Below are 22,570 nucleotides of genomic sequence, written 5' to 3' on the forward strand. Positions count from 1 at the left end.
CTGGTTCAAGAAAGCATTTTTTTGAAATTGTTATTTATTAGTAACAGAGTGACTATTTTCTGCTTTTTTAGTGATGTAGAAAAATAATTTTTGACGGTAAATTTGCCGTAAGTTTATATTATAAATAATTTTCAGTTTGTAGTCAATTATATTTAGTATTTCTTAGGTTGATGACCATTGCTTGTTCCCTATTCCTGAAATAAGAAAGTTTTTTTTAGCTAAGATGAAAGGGATTTTTTTCGGCATAGTTAATTTTTTGAGTAGATTTATATTTAAGTTTTTATGGGTAATAAGGGTATGATTGCTGGGGAATTAGTTTATTTGTTATTAGAGACCTCTCATTTTTTTTGAAGTATGTGTAATTTATGAGGGAAGTATTTTTAATGACATTTCTGAATAAATAGAAGATGAAATATAGCAATATTTGGCTAGTTTAAATGGTTTTATTAAGTAATGAAAGTTTTTTATAAGGTGGGTTTAATCATTAGTTTAGAAAAAATAGATAAACTTAGTTTACTTAAGAAAATAGGTGGCGCGATCGCTCTTGATGAATTGTATAAATAAACTGGTTTTTCTTAATTTTAATATCTGGCTTTATTGTTTTTTAATGTGGTAAAATTAATGGTAAAAAAAATGTTTAAAAAAAAGTGTTTGCTAATAGTATTACTGATGTGGAGGGCATTGTTATTAGTACCGAAGTTATTAATGAAGTTGGTTCCATTCTGAAGCGAAATGTGTTTCAATAGACTTGAAGATTAGTTGGTTATATAGTATTAAGGGTAAGTTTAAGATGTTTAAGGTGGATTTCTGGTGGGGTTGCTATGGGTAATGAGGTTATGAGTGCTGGACAATTGTTGAAGCAGGCTAATCAGTTGAAGAGGGCTGGGAGGTTGGATGAGGCGATCGCTCTTTATTATCAGGTGATTGAAATTAATCCTAATTTTGCTTGGGCATATAATAATTTAGGAGATGCTTTAGTTAAACAGGGTAATTTAGACGAGGCTGTTGCTTACTACTTTGAAAGCTTAAAACTGAATCCAAATTCAGCTTGGTTACTTTATGGCTTAGGGGAAGCTTTAGCCAAACAGGGAAATTTAGAAGCTGCTATTGAATACCTGCAAAAAGCTATTAAAACTAAACCTGATTTTTATAAATTTTACAGTTGTTTGGGATTTATTTTAGCTGCTAACAATAATTTGAACGAGGCTGTTGTTAATATTTATAAGTCACTTAGATTAAATAAAAATTGTTGGTGGAGTCATTACTTTTTATCACAATTATTAATAGAAAAAGGAGATTTGCATGAAGCATTTTACAACTATGCTAAAGCCATTGAACTTAATCCTATAGCTGAAAAAAAATCATTGATTCATAAAAATAAAAGTAGTTTTATTTCATTATTAGAAAAAACAGATGTTAAGATAAGCTTATTAGAAGAAATCAAAAACTTAAAAATCCACAAAATACTACTGACCACCCATAATTTCAAAATCTACTCCGGCTCTGAGTTGGTGACGTTGTATTTAGCTCAAGTCTTTGCTGATATAGGTTTAGATGTAACAATTGTCTCTTTCGTGACAGGAGAACCTATGATTTCTACAGCTGCTTCAAACAATATAGAAATCATTAATGTTATCCAGAATCCCATGAAAATAAAGCAAAGAAAGTTTGATTTAGCATGGTGTCACCACTTTCCTGTTATTGACTATTGTGTAAATGATTTGGAAGTAAATGCTAAATTTATGGTTTATAGCAGTCTCTCAGCTTACGAACCTCTCGAAAAAATGACTTACTTAGAAACATCAGATGTAGTTCTTTTCAATTCTAAAGAAAATCAACACATTCAAGCTTATAGTCTTGATGAAAAGTATCAGCAAAAGATATTCGTTTTCAATAATTCACTACCAGAAAACTGGTTTTTAAGCCTAAAACAGTCTGTACCTGGCAATAAAGGAAAGCATTTGCTACCTAAAAACATAGCAGTGATATCTAATCATATTCCACCCGAAATTAAAAAGCTACCTGACTTACTTAATGATTGTAACATAAAAGTTAAGTTCATAGGATTAGAAACTAAACAGGAGCTAGTTACACCAAAGTTAATAGATACTTATGATGCAGTGATTACAATAGGTCATACAGTTCAAAAAGCTATGAGTAGAAAAATACCCGTTTACTGCTATGATAGATTTGGCGGACCTGGCTGGATTACGAAGGGTAACTTAATTGATGCTGAATACTTTAACTTTTCTGGTAGATGCTGCAATAGAAAGCTAAATACTGAAAGTATAAAGGATGAAATTATTCAAGGGTATAAAACAGCTATTGAAAGCTTAAACTATCTTTTCTATTACTCTGAATTTCTGTATTCAACAGAAGCAAATGTATTAGCTGTACTTCAAAAACTCAAATTATCAGATACTACTTTTGTAGAAAAACTAAACTATCACTCCTTAGAAAGCTACCAAATTAGAAAAACAAGTCAGTTGTACATAAATACTAAATTTCATGTTGGAAGTAAAATATCAATAGTTTACCTTAAGGATGGGTTGAAGAAATTCGATAGTTCAGGCTCTCAAATAAACCTGAAAACGAATGATAATGCCAATGTAGAAACGACTAACTACAAACCAAAAGTAGAAGTATTAAGTGTAGCCAAGTTTTTTGAATACGATCCGTCTCTACTATGGGGGTTTAACATTGAATATCCAGTAGAGTCAGACATAAAGTATGAATACAAGATTCCTTTATCTGGATGGGTTCTGGGAAAAGCATCTACTATTATTGCTATTGATGTCATAATTGACGATACTTTAGTTAAGCAGATTCCCCTCGATCAGCATCGTCCAGATGTTGCTGAAGCATACCCTGACAACCCTTCTGCTACAAATTGTGGATTTATGACAGAAGTTAATGTCGATGGAATGCCTGTAGAAGCAGAATTATCGATAGAAGCTGTATTTTCAGATGATAACCGCTTGCCCCTGGGAATTGTCAAATACAAGAAAATACTACCATCATCTTAGTCATACTAACTTCCTACTTACTAAAACCTCTATATACTCAGCTCTAATACCCAGGAAAGTATTGTCTATGTCAACAATTGTGGTATATAAACCGCTATTTTTAAGAATAAAATCGCAAATGTCATAGCCCCAATCCCTGGTTAGTAGAGAACCTTCTGCACTGACTGGATTGCCGTGATATTGTGCTTCGCATAAATAATTTATTTTACCATTAGCTTCTAACATAGCACGAATGCTGGAAGGATTTTCCTTGTTTACTATTGGTACAGTAAATATGTGTGCTCCCCCGGGTTTCAAAGTTCGAGCAATTTCCGAAAAAGCTTTTTCAGGATTAAAAATATGCTCCATCACATCTTGAGAAATAACAAGATCGAAACTTTCATCGGCAAATGTTTGATTTTCCAAATCTTCATTTCTCCACCCGTTACTATTAGTTTCACCGAAAGGAAGTCCAGGCAAGTATTGACTTGCGAAATATTTGGCGCAGTATTTTTTCAGTTTGACGCTCGCCCCTCTATTTCCCGGTGAAGACTCATGTATAGAAAGTTTTTTCCATTTTGGGTAAAACTTTTCTATAACATACATCAATGCTCTTTCTCTAGGAATCGATCCGCAATTGCTACATTTATACCAATCTCTTAACCAAGCTTGTTCAGAAGAAAATACTACTTCTCGATCGCAGGTATAGCAATATCCTTGATTTTTGATGACTTCTTTCACGTTAGTTTTCTCTAATAATTTTTAACTTAAGATTTTATGCCTAGCTAATTTTTGCGTTGCCTTATTTTTGACTGAAAGAAAGGACGTGTTTTAAATTATTAGCTTTTAGGAAAGACAAGTATCTTTTGTACAAATAGCTATAGGATTTATGAAGTCGTGAAAAATCAGCTAAATCATATAACTTTTCAATACTAATATCCTCCATTTTTTGAACGTCTTGGACTAAAACATGAGGCATTCCTAGTAGTTCCGACAATTCTCTTGTTCTAGAATCATGGGCAATAACTGTAGCTGGTATTCCGTTTTGTAGAGCTATTAAATTTCCGTGAAATCTGGTTCCACAAACAAAGTCATATTTTCTTATCTGAGCTTCCCAACTTGGAACATCAAAAAAAACTTTGCTTCTTTGTGCAAAAAAACTCTTTACCTTTTCACCGTTTAAATCTTTGTAATGTGCAAGTATAGGATAAAAAATAGATTTTTCATCTGTATCCATATCTGCAGGCGATTTTCTAGCGAGAATCGCTTCTTCCCGTTCATCTTGTGCAATAAAATCAGAATCATGGTTCATAGCATCCTTTAACAATCCGATTTCTGCTAGTCTCATTTTCTCCGGAGCTGCAGAATGAGCCGTAACTCTACGAGAGCTATTGATTGCAATTTTTTTGATGTCTGAAAAGGGTTTTTTCTTGATTATTAACTCTGGAGAGCAACTCAAATAAAATGACGGACATCCTATAACTTCAACATTATAAATTCCTAGATAAGCAAGAACTTGAGCTGTATAATAACCTCTAACACCAAGAGAAGTAGACCTTTCTGCTATTATTTTGACGAAACGAATAGTTCCCTCTTGAAGTTTTATCTTAGTAATGTCATAATTATTTGACTGAGCACCAAGCCCTATCACGACGCATGGCAATTGAATTTTTTCCAAAAAATCAGCCATAAAGCCCAGATCAAAACCTGTATGTAAGAAATTGGCTGCTGCTATTACTACACAATAACATTCATCTTCTATTTTTTTGGGATCGGAGATTTGCTTCATGGTAACACATTCCCCATCCAAGTGTTGGGTAACAGAATAACCTATGAGCAGATTTCCTGTATTTCTGCCACTTCTCTCAATCAAAAACTTGGTAGAATCCTCTGGAGTTTGAGGAACTACTGGGGGGGCTCCGTAAAGAAATATTTTTTTCATTGGTTTAAAGTAGAACTAATTATAAGTCTTTTCAATAAATTCTCTTTGCCACTGCCAACATCTGCGGATAAAAGACAGAAGAATTTTGTCTTTTTGTTCTTCAGGCAAATTTAACAAACCACAAATATAACTCAAAACTTGCTCTCCCTCGGTCCATTCTAAAGTACCCGCGCTCTTAACTCTAGCATTAGAGGTATTTTGCCGCCAATAATTTAAACATTCTGACACAAATCCAACATCAGAGCAAGACAAAATTTTCATCCATTGTAGCCAATCTCCACACAATCTAAAAGATTTCTCAATAACACCGCCACATTTTTTCAATGCACTTCTACGAATTAAAACCGCACTAGCATTAGGAATCGTATTTTTGTAAATCAGAAATCTAACTATCTCATCCCTCCCATCATTAATAAAACTTTGAGACCAGCGCTGACTATCTAAATCATTAGTCCAACAACTAGCATCTCCAGAAACAACATCTTGACTATCAACTAACCAAGATTGGGAATATGCTAATCCAACTTCTGGATGCTCGTCCATAACAGTTACTAACTGCTTCAGAAAATCAGGAGAGGCAAAATCATCAGATTCAGCAATCCAAATATACTCACCACGAGCCAAAGATACCCCTTTTTCCCACTGACGGAAAACTGAGCCACTATTAGATTCGTTAGGAACAAAAATAGTATTAGGTTTTTCTTCCTTATAAGAAGCCAAAATGTCTCTACTATTATCGCTAGAGCAGTCATCTAGTAAAATTACTTCAAAATCAGTATAAGTCTGACTATAAACTGAATCTAAACGTTTACGGAGATAGGGAGCATGATTATAGTTAGGAACTATGACTGAAACTCTAGGTACAAAATCCTTAAAAGTTACAGTCGTTTCACTCGACTTATGAACTAAAGATTGAATTAATTGTAATATTTTCGGTGCAGAAACAGTTTCGTTATAAAGTTCATTAACCTTTCGATAAGCATTTTCTCCCATTTCTTTCCTAAGACTGGTATTATTGTAAAGTATAGCTATTTTTTCCGCCATTACTTCCAAATTTAAGTAAGGAGCAAGTAACCCTGCCTCTGACTCAACAAACTCAGTTGCTCCACCAGAACCATCAAACCCTACCACTGGAAGTTTACAAACCCCTGCTTCCATCATTACCAAAGGAAAAGGATCTTCCCGAGAAAGAAGTAAGAAAACATCGGCACAACTCATATAATTCAGAGGAGATTTCTGATACCCTGTAAAAATAATATTGTTTTCCAACTCAGCCTTTTCGACTGTATATTCAATTTCTAGCTGAGAAAGTTGGCTGTCCCAGTTACCAACCCAGATACAAACAAACTTTTTTTCTGGGGATAATTTTTTTTTCAAAATAACTAGCAAAGGAACTATTAAATCCCCTCCTTTTCGCCAATCTAAAGTTCCACAACAAGCAATAACAAAAGTATCTTCTGAAATACTTAACTCTTTCCTCATTTGTTGGGGAGTTTTTACTTGAGAAATAAGTAGTTTCTCAGAAGGAATAAACCCATGAATAACATCAACTTTTTTAGGAGAAACAAGACAGTAATTAACTAAACTTTCTTGAACGGCATTAGAACAAGCAATCCAACGAGGATCATACTTCAATAAACGATTAAAGTTATCCATACCTAGCCTATTACTAATCCAAAATTTTAATTCGTGAACATGAACAATAATAGGACTAGGAATTTTTCTGATAGAATCTAGCAACGCTCCTAAAACACAGGTATTAACATAAATTAAAGAGTAAAAACCAGAGCGAATAGCAGCAATATTTTCAGGAAGTCCACTATTTGAATCAATAAAATGGACTTCGCCACATTTTTTTACCCGCTCTAAAACAAAGTTTCCTTGCTCTCCATAATTACCAATATCCGAGCGTGAAATATCGATCAGCACTTCTTTAGACATAGTAGGTTCATGTTGACCTATCCATTCTAAAAGCCTAACTAAAAATAGCTGTGCCCCCGCTGAAGTAATATCATGGAGAATGAATAAAACTGGCTTGACACTTCCCTGTAAGCTTGGTGTATTTTTTGGTTTTTGGGCTAGTTTTTCATTTACCCATAGTTCCCAATCTTTTAATTCTAAGTTCATTAAAATTACCTCACACCCAGAAAATTATACGATTGTCAATAATTAATTTTAGAGCAACTAATTTATTTATAACTTCACTCAAGAAGTCAGATAAAAATGTTAGTATAAAGCTGTTTCTTTTCATGGCTACAACTATTACTTTTTAGTACATAAGTTAGTTATTGGTTAAATTTTCCAAATCTTCCAAAATTTTAGCAGAAGTTTTATTCATAGTAGGAAAGCTATTTCTCAAGTAATCAAAAAAACTTTTTTTGACGATGGTTAATCTTCCCAGTAATTCCTTAGCTTCTTCACCTAGTTCAATTCTCAGTATTAAAGTTAATTCATCCTCAAAAAACGGCAACGATTTGAAAGGAATTACACTTTGAAAAGCGTTGTATTGGCGCTGAAATTTTGGATAACATTTGTTAATATCTAAGCGGTTTGTATTTACATATATTTCTTCAATTAATCTATCTTCACAAGTTACTTTTATTATTAAATTATCTTTGTAATTTTTAGCTACTATCCAACCTTGAAAAGCAATTGAATCCATCAACTCACTAAACTGCTTAGGCCATTCTAGATTCCAAATAATAGTTTCAGGATGAAAAATTTCTAACGAATCAAGCCAAACTTTTTCCCGATCTCCTATTAAAGCTGTTAGTTCATTTAGAGCGGGATTTTCAGAAGCAATTTTCTTAGCTAAATCTAACAGACAGCCATCGAGTTCCTCAAAATTGTCAATAGGAGAGTAACTTAACAAATCAAGGGCTGTTTGTATACTGTGCTGACCTAGTAAAACTCTTTGGGTTGCCTCAAGATATGCGCACCCATATTTTTTATCTGGCTCTAGGTATGCACCTTCTGCCCACTCATTCCAGGCGTTAATAAAAACAATATTTTCACTGTCGCCATAATTTTTTAAAGCTTTTTCAGTAGTTCCCCTCAACCAAAATTCATAATCCTCTGGTTCTGAATTTAACCAAACAGTAGCATTTTGTTGACGTCGTGCAGTATTGTCCCAGGAAGTCATCACAGAAAGAAAAACTTGATAGTCTGGGAGCTTTTCTTGTATTGTATTGATTGCTGTCTGCTTATAGTCATAAACAAAACCAGAAAAGCTGTTATTACCTACCAACTGGGATGCAGAGAGAGGAACAGCAGAAACACTATTTGGAGGAAACTGTACTCCTGAATCACAACCTAATGCAACAGGATTTTCTAAACCAAAGCCTAGTACCCCTGCAATATGTACCTCTCCAATACCACATTCTCGAAAAACTTGCCTCCAGATTGAAACAGCTTTTTTTGGTTTTGGTAAATGACCAATTCTGTAAATTAAAACTAGGGGGCGGCCTTGAACGCAAATATATCGACGATCGCTTAAGTATGGAATCAAACTCTCAGCAAAATGCTTGTAACTCTCATCAGAGTAATCTTGAGCTATTAAAATTTCTCGATCTAAACCATCCCATCTTCGAGTCCAGTTTTCATTAGCCCAACAGATGCAAAAGGGAAAATCGGGCTTTTTGTTATTAAGCATATCGTCTAAAGGACGCTCTAACAAACGCTTGCCATTAAACCAATAGTAGTAGTAGCAAAAGCCATATATCCCGTATTTCCTAGCTAGCTTTGCCTGAGCTTCTCTCACCTCCCCTAAACGTAAATCATAGAAACCTAAATCTGCTGGTAAACGAGGTTGATAGTGTCCTTCAAACAAAGGTTGAGCTTTAGTCACATTAGTCCATTCTGTAAAACCTTTACCCCACCACTTATCATTTTCTCGTATTGGGTGGTACTGCGGAAGATAAAAGGCAATCAGACGAACTTCTGGATTTTGATTATTTGCTGTCAAATCCGATCCAGCTTTGGAAATGTTTTTGGCTTGCATCTCATCTTTCTGAATCTCCTTTTGCTGCCAGTGTATTGCTTTTCGTTGGGATGTTTGAGCACATAACAGTTGTTCAAGTCTAAACTTAGTCTCAGACAAACCAGGTTCAATCTCTAACGCTCTCCGATAAACCTCAACCGCCTCATCCCTCTCTCCCAACTCCCCCAAAACATCCCCCAAATGCTGCCGAACCACAGCAGACCCGGGATGCAACTCCGCCGCCTTCCGCAACTCAATCTCCGCCTCACCCCATCTACCCAACCGCATCAAAGCATACCCCAACTGATGCCTAACAACAGCCGACTTCTGATTAACCTCCAACACCAACCGATACTGAACAACAGCCTCCTCCCACCGGCCCAACTGCCCCAAAGCAAAACCCAAATGATGCCTCACCTCAGCCCCCGCAAAACCCAAGCCAACTGCTCGCTCATACTCAACAACAGCCTCCTCCCACCGTTCCAACTGCCCCAACGCTTTACCCAAACCAAGCCATAGCTCACCATGCTCCTCAAACAGAACTGCCCCCTGACGATATAACTCCACCGCCTCCGACCATCGTCCCAACTTACCCAAAGCCCCTGCCCAACCCAGATAACACTCAACCCTACCCGGATTAACCTTCCCACTCCGGCCATAAAAATCCACCGCCTCTGACCATTGTCCAAGGCCCGACTTAGCCTCTGCCAAATAAAAATCAGCCTCTGCCTGTAGGAACCTCTGATTTAATATCCCTTCCTTTCCTTCCCACATCCCCACAGCCTGATGAATACAGTCTACCGCCTCTGACCATTGTCCTAACTTCACTAACCCACTTCCTAAACCCAGATGAAACTCAGGCACATCCTTTTTCAACTCGACCGCTTGACGTAAATAACCTACCCCTTCCTGAAACTTACCTTGCTGCCCCAATACTACCCCCAACTTGTAGAGGTACCATGCAGATTCCGGACTCTTGGCCACAGCCTGACGAAAAGCAGCGATCGCCTCATCTATCCGCCCCAATTTCTCGAAAGCATGGCCCATATTTTGATAGGACCAGGCAAACTGGGGATTTAACTCAATGGCCTTTTCATAAGAAGCGATCGCCTCCTCTAATTTTCCCTCCCGTAAAAGTTTATTTCCTATAGCAAAAGCAGTAAGAGTCATATGATTTTTCGGTTTTGATTTATCAATATAGTATTTAAAGACTTAGCCCTTATAAGTCCATCAGGAAAGTATTGGTTTGAGATTACTATCTTGACAGACATAAGAATTAAAATTCAAAATTAAGTCAAAAGTCAAAGGTAAGAAGTAATAATCTAAAAGATAAGAATTTAAAAGTTAAAAGTCAACCCTCCCCTTTATCTCCCTAACGGTAAAAGTCACCCATTAATAATAAAGTTATAGTGGTCAATAGAAATCAACGATTTAGTTAAGTATTTATACTTATTTTTAGATATTTTTCTTAACATCGGCGATGTTTAGCTACTTAGGATATTATACTCATTCCAAGTACTTATCTCTATGTATTTTACTTAGACTTACTAACAACCTATTTGTTCCCTTTGAGGACAAACTAGCAGAACCAGAAATTAAAATTAAGTCAAAAATCAAAAATTAAAACTAATAAATTAAAACTAATAAGTAAGAAATTAAAAGTTAAAAATTAATAGATTTATAGCTAATTTTTTGGGTGAGCATAAATATCTTGACTCAACAAAAAAAAGGAATTAATTTTTCCGAAAAAAACCGAATATTAATTTGATTATTTTAGAAAAATTTTCGTACTAGCATCCTGATATTTATAGTTATTTTTAATTACATAATAGAGATAGTTTTTAAACTACAATCTAGGGGAAATCATAAAAAAGTAGCTTTTTTTTTGCTTTAGAACTAGCTCTAGAAATTAAACCTTTGAAGTTGCCTTTTTTTATCCATATATAGGAACTAATTAAAGCTATATATTCCAATAAATCTGCTTATACTCCTGAAGTAATAGTATTAGATGATAATGCTATACAAAATTAGCACAAGAAAAAGCTATCCACTATTACTAAAGTACAAGCATTAAATTAGTAGTATAAATAGTAAGTAACAATTGGCAAGATGATTATTTCAAGAAGCTGGGAGAATCTGAAAAATTAGGTATAAACTAATATTTAGATAGTTGATTTTTTAGGTTTCGGAGGAAAGCGTTATATTAGAGAACCTAAACAAATAACTACCTCCGTTTTCCATTTAGTTGAAGGTGAATATACACTAAATTTATTGAGAGATAAAACTGTAGTCAGTTTGCCTACTTTTCCCCAACTCCATTAGAGAAGACTTTACAGTTAAATAAAAATTAATTTTACTGATTTAAACTTATACAATTATCTAAGAATTGCATAGCTTTAGGACAATAACTTAACTATTTAAATAGAATAAACTTGATAACTATAAAGCAAAATACCAATCAAAAAAAAGTTATTGCTAATTCAAGCACTTGAAAGCAGTTTTCATTTACCTAGATTGAATTAGAGACTTTCCATAGAACATTACCTAAAAAAAATTAATCTTCAGCTTAACAATCTTAATTTTGTACCGAGATAACTAACTACATGATATATAAAAAAACTGCTAAAAACTACAATCATAATTGACCTTATTAAATAAAAGGCTGAGTCTAAAATCCCTACCTTCAGGACAGCTTTTCTTAAACTCATGTCTACTCTAACTGAGAAAATAGTGTCAAATTAACATCATAGCAATTATTTATGTCGGAAAATGCTAGTTTACGAGTTTTAGCCTTTAGCTTAAACACAAAAATATCGAGCAATTTATGAAGCAGTTTGTATCGGATAGTTTCTCATAAATAAATTATTGAGATATTTAGCTTGACTCTAAAAAAGACGAAAATATTAATCGTTTTACCTTGAATAAAGATACAAAAGCATAATCAAATAACAAAGAAGAATTTTCTTTTCTATCCAAGCTCAATTCCATTAAGAAAACTTTTTCAAATTTGTTACTAAATGGTCAAAATAAGGAACTAATTCTGCTTGTTGTTCAGAAGAAAAATTTTTCAAGCTAGCAGTTTTAATAGCTTCTAAACCACACACCATTGCTGATAGTGGCACAAGCAATTCTTGATAAAGTAAATTCATATAATGTAGCCCTTCTTGACTAGTAAACTCTTTATTATTACCAGCAATTCCATAAGTAATACAACGTAAAAAATGCCAAAAATCTCGCCAACATGCTTCAGCTCGAGCCTGTGGATATAAATCCCCTCCTTCTGCCGTAATATTAGGATATGTTGCTAATACTTTTTCCCTCGCTTTATCAACAATTTTTGATGCTGAATCTTTGAGCAAACTAGCAGCTTCAATCGAAAAAATTGGTAATTTTGAACTATTTTTGAGTGAGTTTAAATCATTATCTGTGAGATAACGAGCTTCACCATCAGCTATTTGAAAAAGTTGAATTATTTCTGTTGGTAGAACTTTCTCCCAACTTTTAAAGCTAACTATTTTAGCTTTAGGAATTAATTGTTTTGCTCTTTCAGTTAATTCAATAGTCATTTCAGTAATCAGTTTTCAGTTTTTTGGTTACTCCACTGGGTAGTTTATATTTTTGATGTTACTGATACTATGAGTCCTAGAAATTGTTAATAATACACAGGAATATAAACTGGCTTGGGAGGTATCTCTCAATATCTACAAAAAAAACCTGTATACACTTTTAAACAATAGACTAAAAATAGACTTGCCTTGGTTATTCCCGTTCACAGAAGTTTCAATTACTTGACCATGCTCGAATGATAACTGATCAGGAATTCCATGAGGCAGTGATCTGTTTTTTACTGTTTTGACACCACAAACTACTCTGTTTGTCGGATTTTACCATAATCTATATCAATTGATAATTATAATTATATGAATGTATACAAACTTACATGAATAAATATTAGTAAATAAACAATAGTTAACTAACCTTTACAGCAGTTTTAATATCTGTAAACCACAGTAGAGAAGTGGTATGTAATGTCCCTATATGCAAAGTCCCTAGAAGGTTGTGGTTATGGGGATATAATTCATCAATTTGACATGCGCTGTAATACTCAGAAATTTTGCATAAAAAATAGTAGAGGTATAATATTAAATACCCCTACTGCATATCACTATATTAAAGCTCAAAGTTAATTCCTATCTTAATAGACCAGAAACAGATAATACTTCAGACTCAGGAATTCTGGGAAATAAAAATCCTTTAGCAAACAGTTGAGGATCAGCTTTAGCAAAAGTGTATGATTGACGTACTTGAGTGTTTACTGCAACTATCTTTGCATCATACATTCTAGTTGCTATTTTAGGATATAAACCAATTCCGATAATTAAAACTAAGAAACAAGCAGCGATCGCTACTTCCCTTGGTTTGGCATCAGTATAAACAGCTTTTGCAGGTAAAACACAGTTAGTACCAAAACAAATTGCTTCATCCAACACTTCATTTTCATAAGGAGTATTCTTGAGCAAACAAACTGGCGCTTTACCAGTGCTGTAGAACATTTGACGCAACATAGAAAGCAAATATATAGGAGTCAATATCAGACCAACTGCTGCTAAGAATACTGTCACAGTACAAAAAGTAGAGCTGTAAATATCGCTGCTAGTTACTCCCACAAATACCATTAACTCACTCGCAAAACCACTCATTCCAGGGAGAGCTAAAGATGCCATTGCACTTATTGTAAATAGAGCAAATATTTTTGGCATCACTTGACCAAGACCACCCATTTCATCTAATGCCAAAGTGTGGAGGCGGTCATAAGTTACACCTGCCAGGAAGAACAAGACTGCAGCAATTAAACCATGAGAAATCATCTGTAGCAAAGCTCCACTTATTCCCAAGTCAGTGAATGAGGCAATACCCAACAACACAAAACCCATGTGAGCAACGGAAGAGTAGGCCAAACGGCGTTTCATGTTAGATTGACCAAAAGAATTTAAGCCACCATAAACAATATTAACCACGCCCAAAATTGCTAGAACAGGAGCAAAATAAACATGGGCATCAGAAAGCATTTCTAAGTTCAGACGAATTAATCCATATCCGCCCATTTTTAATAATACACCAGCAAGTATCATTGATACAGGTGCAGAAGCTTCTCCATGAGCATCAGGTAGCCATGTATGTAGAGGGAAAACCGCTAACTTGACACCAAAAGTTATAAGTAATCCTAAATATAGCAGAAGTTCAAAAGCTAGTGGATAATCTTTTAGGCCTAATTCCACCATATCAAAGGTAGTATTGCCTTCACCGTAGAGGGCCATTCCCAAGGCTGCCACTAGAATAAATATAGAAGCCGCTGCTGTGTAGAGCAAGAATTTTGTTGCTGCGTAGCGACGTTTTTTACCTCCCCATATTGAGATGAGTAGGTATACAGGAACTAATTCTAGTTCCCACATAATGAAGAGTAGCATTAGGTCTTGAGCAACAAATACTCCTATCTGGGCAGAGTACAGAACCAGCATCAAGAAATAGAAAAGACGTGGTTTGTAGTCTACTTGCCACGCTGCGAATATTGAGAGTGTTGTCACTAAACCAGCTAAAAGTACTAGTGGCATAGATAGACCATCTACTGATACTGCCCAACTTAAACCTATTTGAGGAAGCCAAAGATATTTTTCTACCAGTTGAAAGCCAGAGTCACTAGCATTGTAGTACTTCCAGAAAACGTAGCACATTAAGGCAAAGTCTATAGCACCTACACCAAGACCATACCATCTCATAGTTTTTCCGTTTTGATCAGGTATGAATGGAATGAGTAGAGCTGCCAGAAGTGGCAGTAGGACTATAGTGGTCAGCCAGGGAAATTGAGTCTCCATCATAACAGTGAGCACAAATACTTACTTATATTTTTTTTTATACTACTGCATATTACTAAATTTTGTAAATCTTTGTAAATAGATATTTGCATAAATATATATACTTGTTTTTATTTAAAACATAGTCTTAACTTATTAATAGTTATTGAGAATATTAAAATAATAATAATTTGAAAACTAAAAATCAAAACACAAACCCTTTGAAAGTTACTGACTGACTATTGGTACTTCCAAATATTTTAAGTTTTAGGAGGTTTGGTGCTAAAAAGCAAAGATAGAAAATGATTGAAGTCAAAAGTTAAACGGGAAAAAACCGAGCTGAAATCAATGAATTTGGTAGTAAGATGTAATCAATTTGTCAAAACATATTTCAGGTTTATGAGGTAAGCCTACCCGGGTAAGATCCTTGCACTACATGATTTTTTTCTACAGCCTTACATCAATTTGCCCGAAATTAGCTGTAATTTTTCAACCCTTAACCTAAAACCTAACACCTAAAACCTAACACCTGACAAACTTTTTGAAGTGCAGAAGAATGTACAAGCCAGTATAGAAACCGGGTTTCTATTAGATGTTCTACCATATTGACATCTATATCTTATCAGCCCGGTTTCTTTGGGTAAGTCCTAATTATGGTTAATCAATGCCAACTGGCATAAGCACAATTTCGGAAGTATGTCAAGCTTGATCCACAGCAACATTAGCTTCTTGAGCCAGAGGATAAACGCTAACTTTTTTCCGACTCTTACCTTTTCTTTCAAAAGTTACCATACCTTCAACTAAAGCGAATAAAGTATAGTCTTTACCGACACCAACATTATTACCAGCATGGAACTTACTACCACGTTGTCTGACAAGAATATTACCTGCTTTGACAACTTGACCGCCATAGCGTTTAACACCTAATCTTTGGGAATTAGAGTCGCGACCATTACGAGTACTACCAGTACCTTTTTTATGAGCCATAATTTCCTCTGAATTTTATTATCTATAATTGAGTACTATACTTATTCTGTCTAATTTTCAAGTTTTTCTTCTGCTGTAGTCTCTGGAATTTGAGGTTCAACAGTTTCTACCTCTGCTGTAGTCTGCGAAACTTGAGTCTTGATAGTTTATTCAACTTCCGTGGGTTGAGTTGTACTTTAAGTAACTGTTTCAGTTGTTTCTGAAGTTACTTCCATAACAGAACTTTCAGGTTTTTCTACTAGAGATTTTTCTAAAGATGCTAATACTTTGCCATTCAGACTTATAGAATCAATCATTAGACGGGTAAGTTCTTGACGATGTCCCCTTTTTTTTCGGGTCTTCTTTTTCGGTCTCATTTTGTAGACAATAATTTTTTTGCCCCGCAAATGTTTCATAATAGTCCCTTCTATAAGAGCGCCTTCTACAAGGGGTTGACCAATATGAACATCACCATCATTTTGAACTAGAAGTACATTATTGATAGAAATCCTATCTCCCTCTGATCCAGATAGAAGGTCGATATCATAAAAGCGACCTGCTTCTACCCTTAGTTGTTTTCCACCTGTTTCAATAATTGCGTAAGTCATTTCTTTGTGTTGTAAGGTTTGCCGTACAGGTAGCTGTTTCTGAGACTAATACCTTAAGTAGGGTTTAATTACTGAGGTGAATGCCTTTTTTTTCCAGCTTTTAATATGCCTGAACCTGGTCCGAGCAGGATTTAGACACACAAATAATAATTATTTCGGATTGTGGTAGCTTTTGTCAAGTTAAACTTCTCAGAATAACTGGGGAATAGTCACTGATAGTAGATTTTTTATTTTTTGTCTCAGACTGCCCCACTTGTAATTAATTAACTAATATTTACATAATATGTGAACGTTTACCTAACATATTTATTCAAAAAAAACAACTAAAAAGTCCCCTAAGTAGGTGACTTTGTGCTATACTTGAAACATAGCTCTTACCTGAAACCACTCTAAAAACAAGCGACTAAGTAATTGTAGCACTTGCACCTAAGATAGCTCAAGGAAAAGAGCAAACCCTTGGGAAAAAAGTGATTCGCGATTGTTAGATACTGCACGCAATAGCAATTTAATTTAAGTGGACTCGTTCAAGATTGAATCCTGGTTTATCGATCTGCCTTACATATTTAAACTCGGAAGTATTTCTATTGTTTATAACTAAATTAAACTAAATCCTGTGTAATGCAATATTTTAGTCGTGTCATTCCATTAGTAACATTTCATGAAATGTCCCTAATAGGTTTGGCCCCGGTGGTGGACAAAACAAGCAGCTTAAAATAGCAATTGAGATCTGAATACTTTATAACTTTCAACTTTTGACTTTAAATTTATTAAGCATTCACGACATACCCAACGGTTTCACCCTCAAGTATACTAACTGCCCCATCTAACAACTTTTCTTCTACATATGGTTTATGGAAATAACCTTTAGCTCCTAACTCAAAGGCCATTTCCATGTGTTTTTTAGCGCCGCGAGAAGTTAACATGGCCACAGGCAAGAGCTGCAAATTAGAATCTTTCTGCATCCGAGATAATAACTCAAAACCATCCATCCGAGGCATTTCAATATCACAGAACACTAAATCACAAGGTAAACCAGCACGCAGTTTTTCCCAAGCATCCTTACCATCTCTTGCTTGTTCAACTCGATAACCAGCTTTACTAAATGTCATTGATAACAACTCACGTACTGTAATTGAGTCATCCACAATTAATACTGTTGATTCACTCTTGTGATCTACAGGAAAAGAACTACTATATCCACTACTAGGAGACCAAACTTTACCTTCATCTCGGCGTTGTTTTCCTGTTGCCAGGTTAATTAACTCAATGACATCTGCGATCGCGACAACTTTACCATCTCCTAAAATAGTTACACCTGCAATACCTAGAGGCTTAGGTACCGGACCTTGTAACTGTTTAATAACAATTTCTTTCTGTTGTTCTAAAACCTGATCAACTTGCACCGCCACAAATACCCCAGGATAAGCAGAACGCAACACTACAATTGAAGTCATATCATCCTCAGCATTGATGCCATAAACATTACTGCGACGGAGATGACGATTATAAACCAGTAACTCTCGCAAGTGACAGAAAGGCAACTTTGTACCTCGCCATTCTATACAGCTCTTTCCCTGTGAGTCTATTGTCAGCTCATCCTTAGAAACTTTCACCATATCTTCTACCCCATCCATAGGAAAAGCAATCCAGGAGCGATCGCTAATACAACACAATGCTTTCGATATACTTAAATTCAGCGGTAAACGAATTGTAAATATTGTCCCTTTATCAATAATTGAATCAATAGTAATAGTACCTCGAATATCAGTCAAATTAGTCTTAACAACATCTAAGCCTACTCCACGACCAGCAAAATTATCGGCTTGAGCTTTGGTAGTAAAACCAGGATGAAACAATAATTCATAAACATCCAGCTCAGATATTTCTTGAGCTTGTTTCTTAGTAATTACACCTTTTTTGATTGCTTGATGTTTCACTTTTTCAGGATCTATTCCTGCCCCATCATCTGCTACCGAAATCACCGTTTGATTACCTTGGTGAAAAGCACGAATTGTAATCCGACCTTGACTAGACTTACTTAGACTGAGACGCTCTTGAGGTGTTTCAATTCCATGAGTGATAGCATTATTCATTAGGTGTTTCATCGGGTCAGAAAGCTTATCCTGAATCATTTTATCAATTAAGGTTTCTTTCCCTTCTACTATAAGTTGTACCTGTTTACCACACTCCATTGAAATGTCTCGCACAGCACGGGGCAATAGTTGTACCGTTTCCGAAAAAGGGACCATCCTCGATCTAGTGAAACCTTCTTGCAGTTGAGTTGTTATCTGTCGTAGTTGACGAGTTACTTGTTCTGCATCATCAACCAAAAATTCAACATCAGAAGCAGACTCTCGTACTCGGACAATATATTCAATAGTTTCCTGAGCTAATAAATGGAAAGGAGTAAAGTTTTCTACCCGATCTAGCTCAAGAGAGTCATCAAAATTTCTTTTTCCTGCATTACTTTCATCCGTTGTATCTGCTCTATCAGGAGTATTAGTAAAATGATTGTGGTGACGACTATCCCAAATTGCCCTTTCTAGAAGTGTTTTTTCATATAAGTCGTGCATTCTTTGCCCAGCATCACTTAATAGTAATACCTGATTGAGTAGGTTATCTAAGACCTGACGCATTCGTTCCTGGCCTTGTTCTAAACTATTACGATTAACTACCAGTTCTCCTACCAAGTTACTGAGATTATCTAGTTGTTTTGCAGGTATTTTAACTGTTTGTTCTGGAGAACGTTTACCTCTGCGAAGAGGATTAGGAGTAGAAACTATACTAGATTTATTAGAAGTATCTAGATCAGAATTTTCTAACAATTTCTCTAAGTCACTAAATGGATCTTCTACTGATTGGGATTGATTTTCTATGCTGGCTAATACTTCCTCTGTAGTAGTTTGGTGTACAACTACTTTGTTTACTTGAGGTTTGGAGTTTATATCTATACAATTTAATAATTGTTCTAATTGTAAAAAAACATTGTAATTTTCTGAGTTCTCTCCATTCAATATTGCTTCTAATTCAGTAAATTCATCATCTACTTTTTTCTGGTTATTAGCTATTAATTTTTGATTTTTTTCTATTTCTTCAGAAGTTTTTTCACTTTTAACATCTAGCAACTTATTTAAATCTACAGCTTTATTAGCTTTGTTACTATCTTTTGGCTCTTTTATTTTAGTCAATAAGTCTTCTAAATCTGCCGAAAGTTGCTGATTTTTTTGAGTTGTATCATTACTCTCAAATGTATTTTCTAGTAACTCATTAGAGTCGAGGTTATAAAAATCTAGAGCGTTATCATCTAATAAACTATTCAAATCATTATCATCATCTTGTATGAAATCCTGAGAGTATAACCCATCTAAATTAATTAAATCTTGTGAGTCAGAGAAGTCTAAATCTTCTTGATTGAATAGTTCAACAAAACTAGATGTCAAGTTTTCTGATTCTACTGGAATTTCTTCTAAATCTGTTTCTCCATAAACTGTTTCTAAATCTTCAAACAATGCTTCTAAATTTGCTGCTTTGGAGGATAAATCATTTTTTATATTTGTATTTAGTTGATCTATTTTTGAGATTTCATCATTTTCTACCTCTTCTTCTAAATTGTCAATTACAAATAATTCACTAAAAGATACTTCATCTGAATTAAAATTTTCTGGTTTATTCTGTGGGGATAATTCGCTTTTAGATTGGTCACTATTTTCTTGTAAATGTATTTCTAAATCTCCCTCAATTTCTGATTCATTTACATTTTCTAATTCTACTAAATCTCCATTATTTAAGTCATCAAAGAACTGAGACAAATCATCTCTTGATTTTTTATTACTACTTTTTTCTTTTGGAAAATTAGTATTTTTTATTTGAGAATCACTGTCTTTATATAGATCATTTTCTTCTGTATTATCCAGCAAATTTGATAATTCATCATCCACTATATTCACAAAATCTAATTCACTTTTATTTTCATTTTCTAGTGTTTTTTTTGTTTCATTAACATCAAGCAATAAATCAGATAAATCACCAGAATCATCAATATCAATTACAGATATTTTTAGATTATCCATTTCTAATTGGCCTTTATCTAGTATTTCTTCTTCTTCCCAACTAGACTCTAGCTCTGGTGTTTCACCTTCAAACAAATCCGCTAAACTATTTAGTTCTGAGAGTCCTACTTGTGGGCCACTCCTGACTTTTTCTCCTATTAAATTGTAATTAGCATTATCTACATCTGAAGTTTCTAAACTATTAAACCATTCATCTATCGACTCTCCATGATTCATTATCGTGTTACTTTTGCTGCCTATTTTCTGTTCAATATGACCATGGTCGAGTTGATTATTTTTTTGATTTAACATATGCATTTTACCTATTATTTTATGGTTTTATTGTTTTTATATCCTTAAATTAAGGATTGTAATTTTTTAATAAGCAGCACTTTCCGTTGCCAATGAATTACATTCACCCAAGTTAAGATGCTCCCATTACGCACTACAAAATTTTTACCATTCACCCTGTACATCATTTGCTTTAAATCTGCTATATTACTATTCTTTAAGTTCAATTATCAATTATTGAGCTTGTTTACAAATTTTAATTATACCAAATCCGCAAAATGTGAGAGGGTATTTTTTGACGTTATAGCTATTGTTAAATCACGGATTTAGTAATGGGAAAAGGCTACTTTTATAACCAGATATTGCTTTACATTATAAGCTAAGATATAGTACAATCAACCTCAGTTAATATTTTTTTGAACAGTTCTATAATATGAAAAGCTTATCTAAAGGTTCCATACTATAATAGTTTTTATCTTATCTGAACTGTCTTGAGATATAGTATGTATTTTCTGTCTTGCCTATTGGTCTGTAAATCAAAAAATGGGGGCTTGATAAAATTTTAAAACCCAGCAGTACAATGCTTTAAGAATTTATTTGCCTATCAAAGTAATCTTGAGAGACCACTATCCCTTACTTGGTTAAATCTACATAATTTCCTCTCCTATTTAATGATACATTAGATTAATAAAAGGTGCTGCTGAATTAAGCTATAAAACTATTCGGAGGCCAGGTGTCCAATTTATTTTATAATGAAGTATTGTTGACTGTCACCGAAATTAAGCCCTACGGGACATGAAATGCAGTAGTAGGGGGCGAAGCATTATCGCTATTAAAGAAAAACTATAGTGGCGTTTCTCAATCCAACTATGATGCTTACGCTTATGGGGAAATAAGTGCCTCAAAATCCTTCTTAAATAAGGATTAAAATTATTAGATGTTTCTTTAAAATCACACTTTTTTTTGATAATCATAATTATTCTTGTCCAGGAAGTTGGTGAGCAAAATTCACCAACTTCCCTTAATTATATTAATATATTGTTCAATAAAATGCCAAATGAAACATTTATGTAAGTAAATTAATTTTTTTTTTACCATCATATAAATAGCAATATGTTGAGTGTAAACAATTAAAGATTATCTTAAATTTATAGAAATTTAAATTTTATTTTATAATTAAATATTTTTTGAAAATTAAAGTTTATTACCTGTTGAAAAATATCAACTAAACTATCCCTAGCTATGACCCAAAATTCACTATATATATTTACCAAATATTTACTATTTATTCTGAATTTTATTAATCTTTATGTTGATTATTAATGGATAAATATATTTTTGATTTCCTAAATTTTTGAGATAATTAGCATGGTAATATGAAACAATTTAAGTAATAGCTATTAGTAGAATTAAATTACTCAGAATGTGTGTGTTATTCCTGACTTTATCCTACATTATATTCTATTGTATTACCATCAGATAACATACCTTCAATACCTATTTCTGACCGATAAATTTTAATGACTTTATCTAAACTTTTAATTTTTATCAACAAGTAACAATACTTATTTTTTATCTTCAATAAGCAACGATTATGAAAGCGTCAAAATCAAATATTTATGGGCAGAAATTTTGAATTTAGTGACAAAAATTTATATGTTGAGCTAGGAGAGTTTGATTAAGGGTCAAATATCAACATTTTATAATATATTCAATCAACATAAATATAGCTTACTTGTTGCAAAATACAACCTTAAAGATAGGGAAATTTATCTAAAAATTTTTAACCTTATTTTTGGAAATACATACAAGTTTTCAAATAATATAAAATCTGGTAGCATTGGTATAATTAGAGCTAATTACGAGTTAATATTTAGG

Annotated in this window: 10 protein-coding genes; 1 reads left to right on the forward strand and 9 read right to left on the reverse strand. The window is 34.0% G+C overall.

Annotated elements, in window-relative coordinates; translation table 11 throughout:
- The first annotated feature begins 821 nt into the window (after positions 1–821).
- Positions 822–3,026, forward strand: a complete 2,205-nt coding sequence (locus TERY_RS35195; RefSeq protein WP_011612695.1) for a tetratricopeptide repeat protein — start codon at positions 822–824, stop codon at positions 3,024–3,026.
- Here the strand turns inward: TERY_RS35195 and TERY_RS15510 are convergent, their stop codons facing one another.
- The 9 genes from TERY_RS15510 to TERY_RS15550 form a co-directional block, all read right to left on the reverse strand.
- On the reverse strand, positions 3,027–3,746 hold the full coding sequence (locus tag TERY_RS15510) for a methyltransferase domain-containing protein (protein WP_011612696.1): 720 nt from the start codon (positions 3,744–3,746) through the stop codon (positions 3,027–3,029).
- A 61-nt stretch (positions 3,747–3,807) separates the two neighbouring features.
- Positions 3,808–4,947: a polysaccharide pyruvyl transferase family protein gene (locus TERY_RS15515; RefSeq protein ID WP_011612697.1), complete on the reverse strand. Its 1,140-nt coding sequence runs from the start codon at positions 4,945–4,947 to the stop codon at positions 3,808–3,810.
- A gap of 15 nt (positions 4,948–4,962) precedes the next feature.
- Entirely contained in the window at positions 4,963–7,074 is a 2,112-nt protein-coding gene (locus TERY_RS25500; protein ID WP_011612698.1) for a glycosyltransferase, read from the reverse strand.
- A gap of 154 nt (positions 7,075–7,228) precedes the next feature.
- Positions 7,229–10,096 (reverse strand): glycoside hydrolase family 99-like domain-containing protein, encoded by a 2,868-nt coding sequence (locus TERY_RS26395; RefSeq protein WP_011612699.1) that lies wholly within the window; start codon positions 10,094–10,096, stop codon positions 7,229–7,231.
- A 1,817-nt stretch (positions 10,097–11,913) separates the two neighbouring features.
- Complete coding sequence (locus tag TERY_RS15530) at positions 11,914–12,492, reverse strand: phycobilisome protein (protein WP_011612700.1); 579 nt, start codon at positions 12,490–12,492, stop codon at positions 11,914–11,916.
- A gap of 624 nt (positions 12,493–13,116) precedes the next feature.
- Positions 13,117–14,802, reverse strand: a complete 1,686-nt coding sequence (locus tag TERY_RS15535) for an NAD(P)H-quinone oxidoreductase subunit 4 (protein ID WP_011612701.1) — start codon at positions 14,800–14,802, stop codon at positions 13,117–13,119.
- Between the two features lie 675 nt (positions 14,803–15,477).
- The gene (gene rpmA, locus TERY_RS15540; RefSeq protein WP_011612702.1) at positions 15,478–15,765 is read right to left on the reverse strand and encodes a 50S ribosomal protein L27; all 288 of its coding nucleotides are present in this window, start codon (positions 15,763–15,765) and stop codon (positions 15,478–15,480) included.
- A 176-nt stretch (positions 15,766–15,941) separates the two neighbouring features.
- Complete coding sequence (gene rplU, locus TERY_RS15545; RefSeq protein WP_011612703.1) at positions 15,942–16,352, reverse strand: 50S ribosomal protein L21; 411 nt, start codon at positions 16,350–16,352, stop codon at positions 15,942–15,944.
- Positions 16,353–17,119: 767 nt separating this feature from the next.
- Positions 17,120–20,713 carry a response regulator gene (locus TERY_RS15550; RefSeq protein WP_011612704.1) on the reverse strand — a complete coding sequence of 1,198 codons (3,594 nt, stop codon included), beginning with the start codon at positions 20,711–20,713 and terminating at the stop codon, positions 17,120–17,122.
- Positions 20,714–22,570: the final 1,857 nt, after the last annotated feature.

It is taken from the genome of Trichodesmium erythraeum IMS101 (assembly GCF_000014265.1).
Taxonomy (GTDB): Bacteria; Cyanobacteriota; Cyanobacteriia; order Cyanobacteriales; family Microcoleaceae; genus Trichodesmium; species Trichodesmium erythraeum.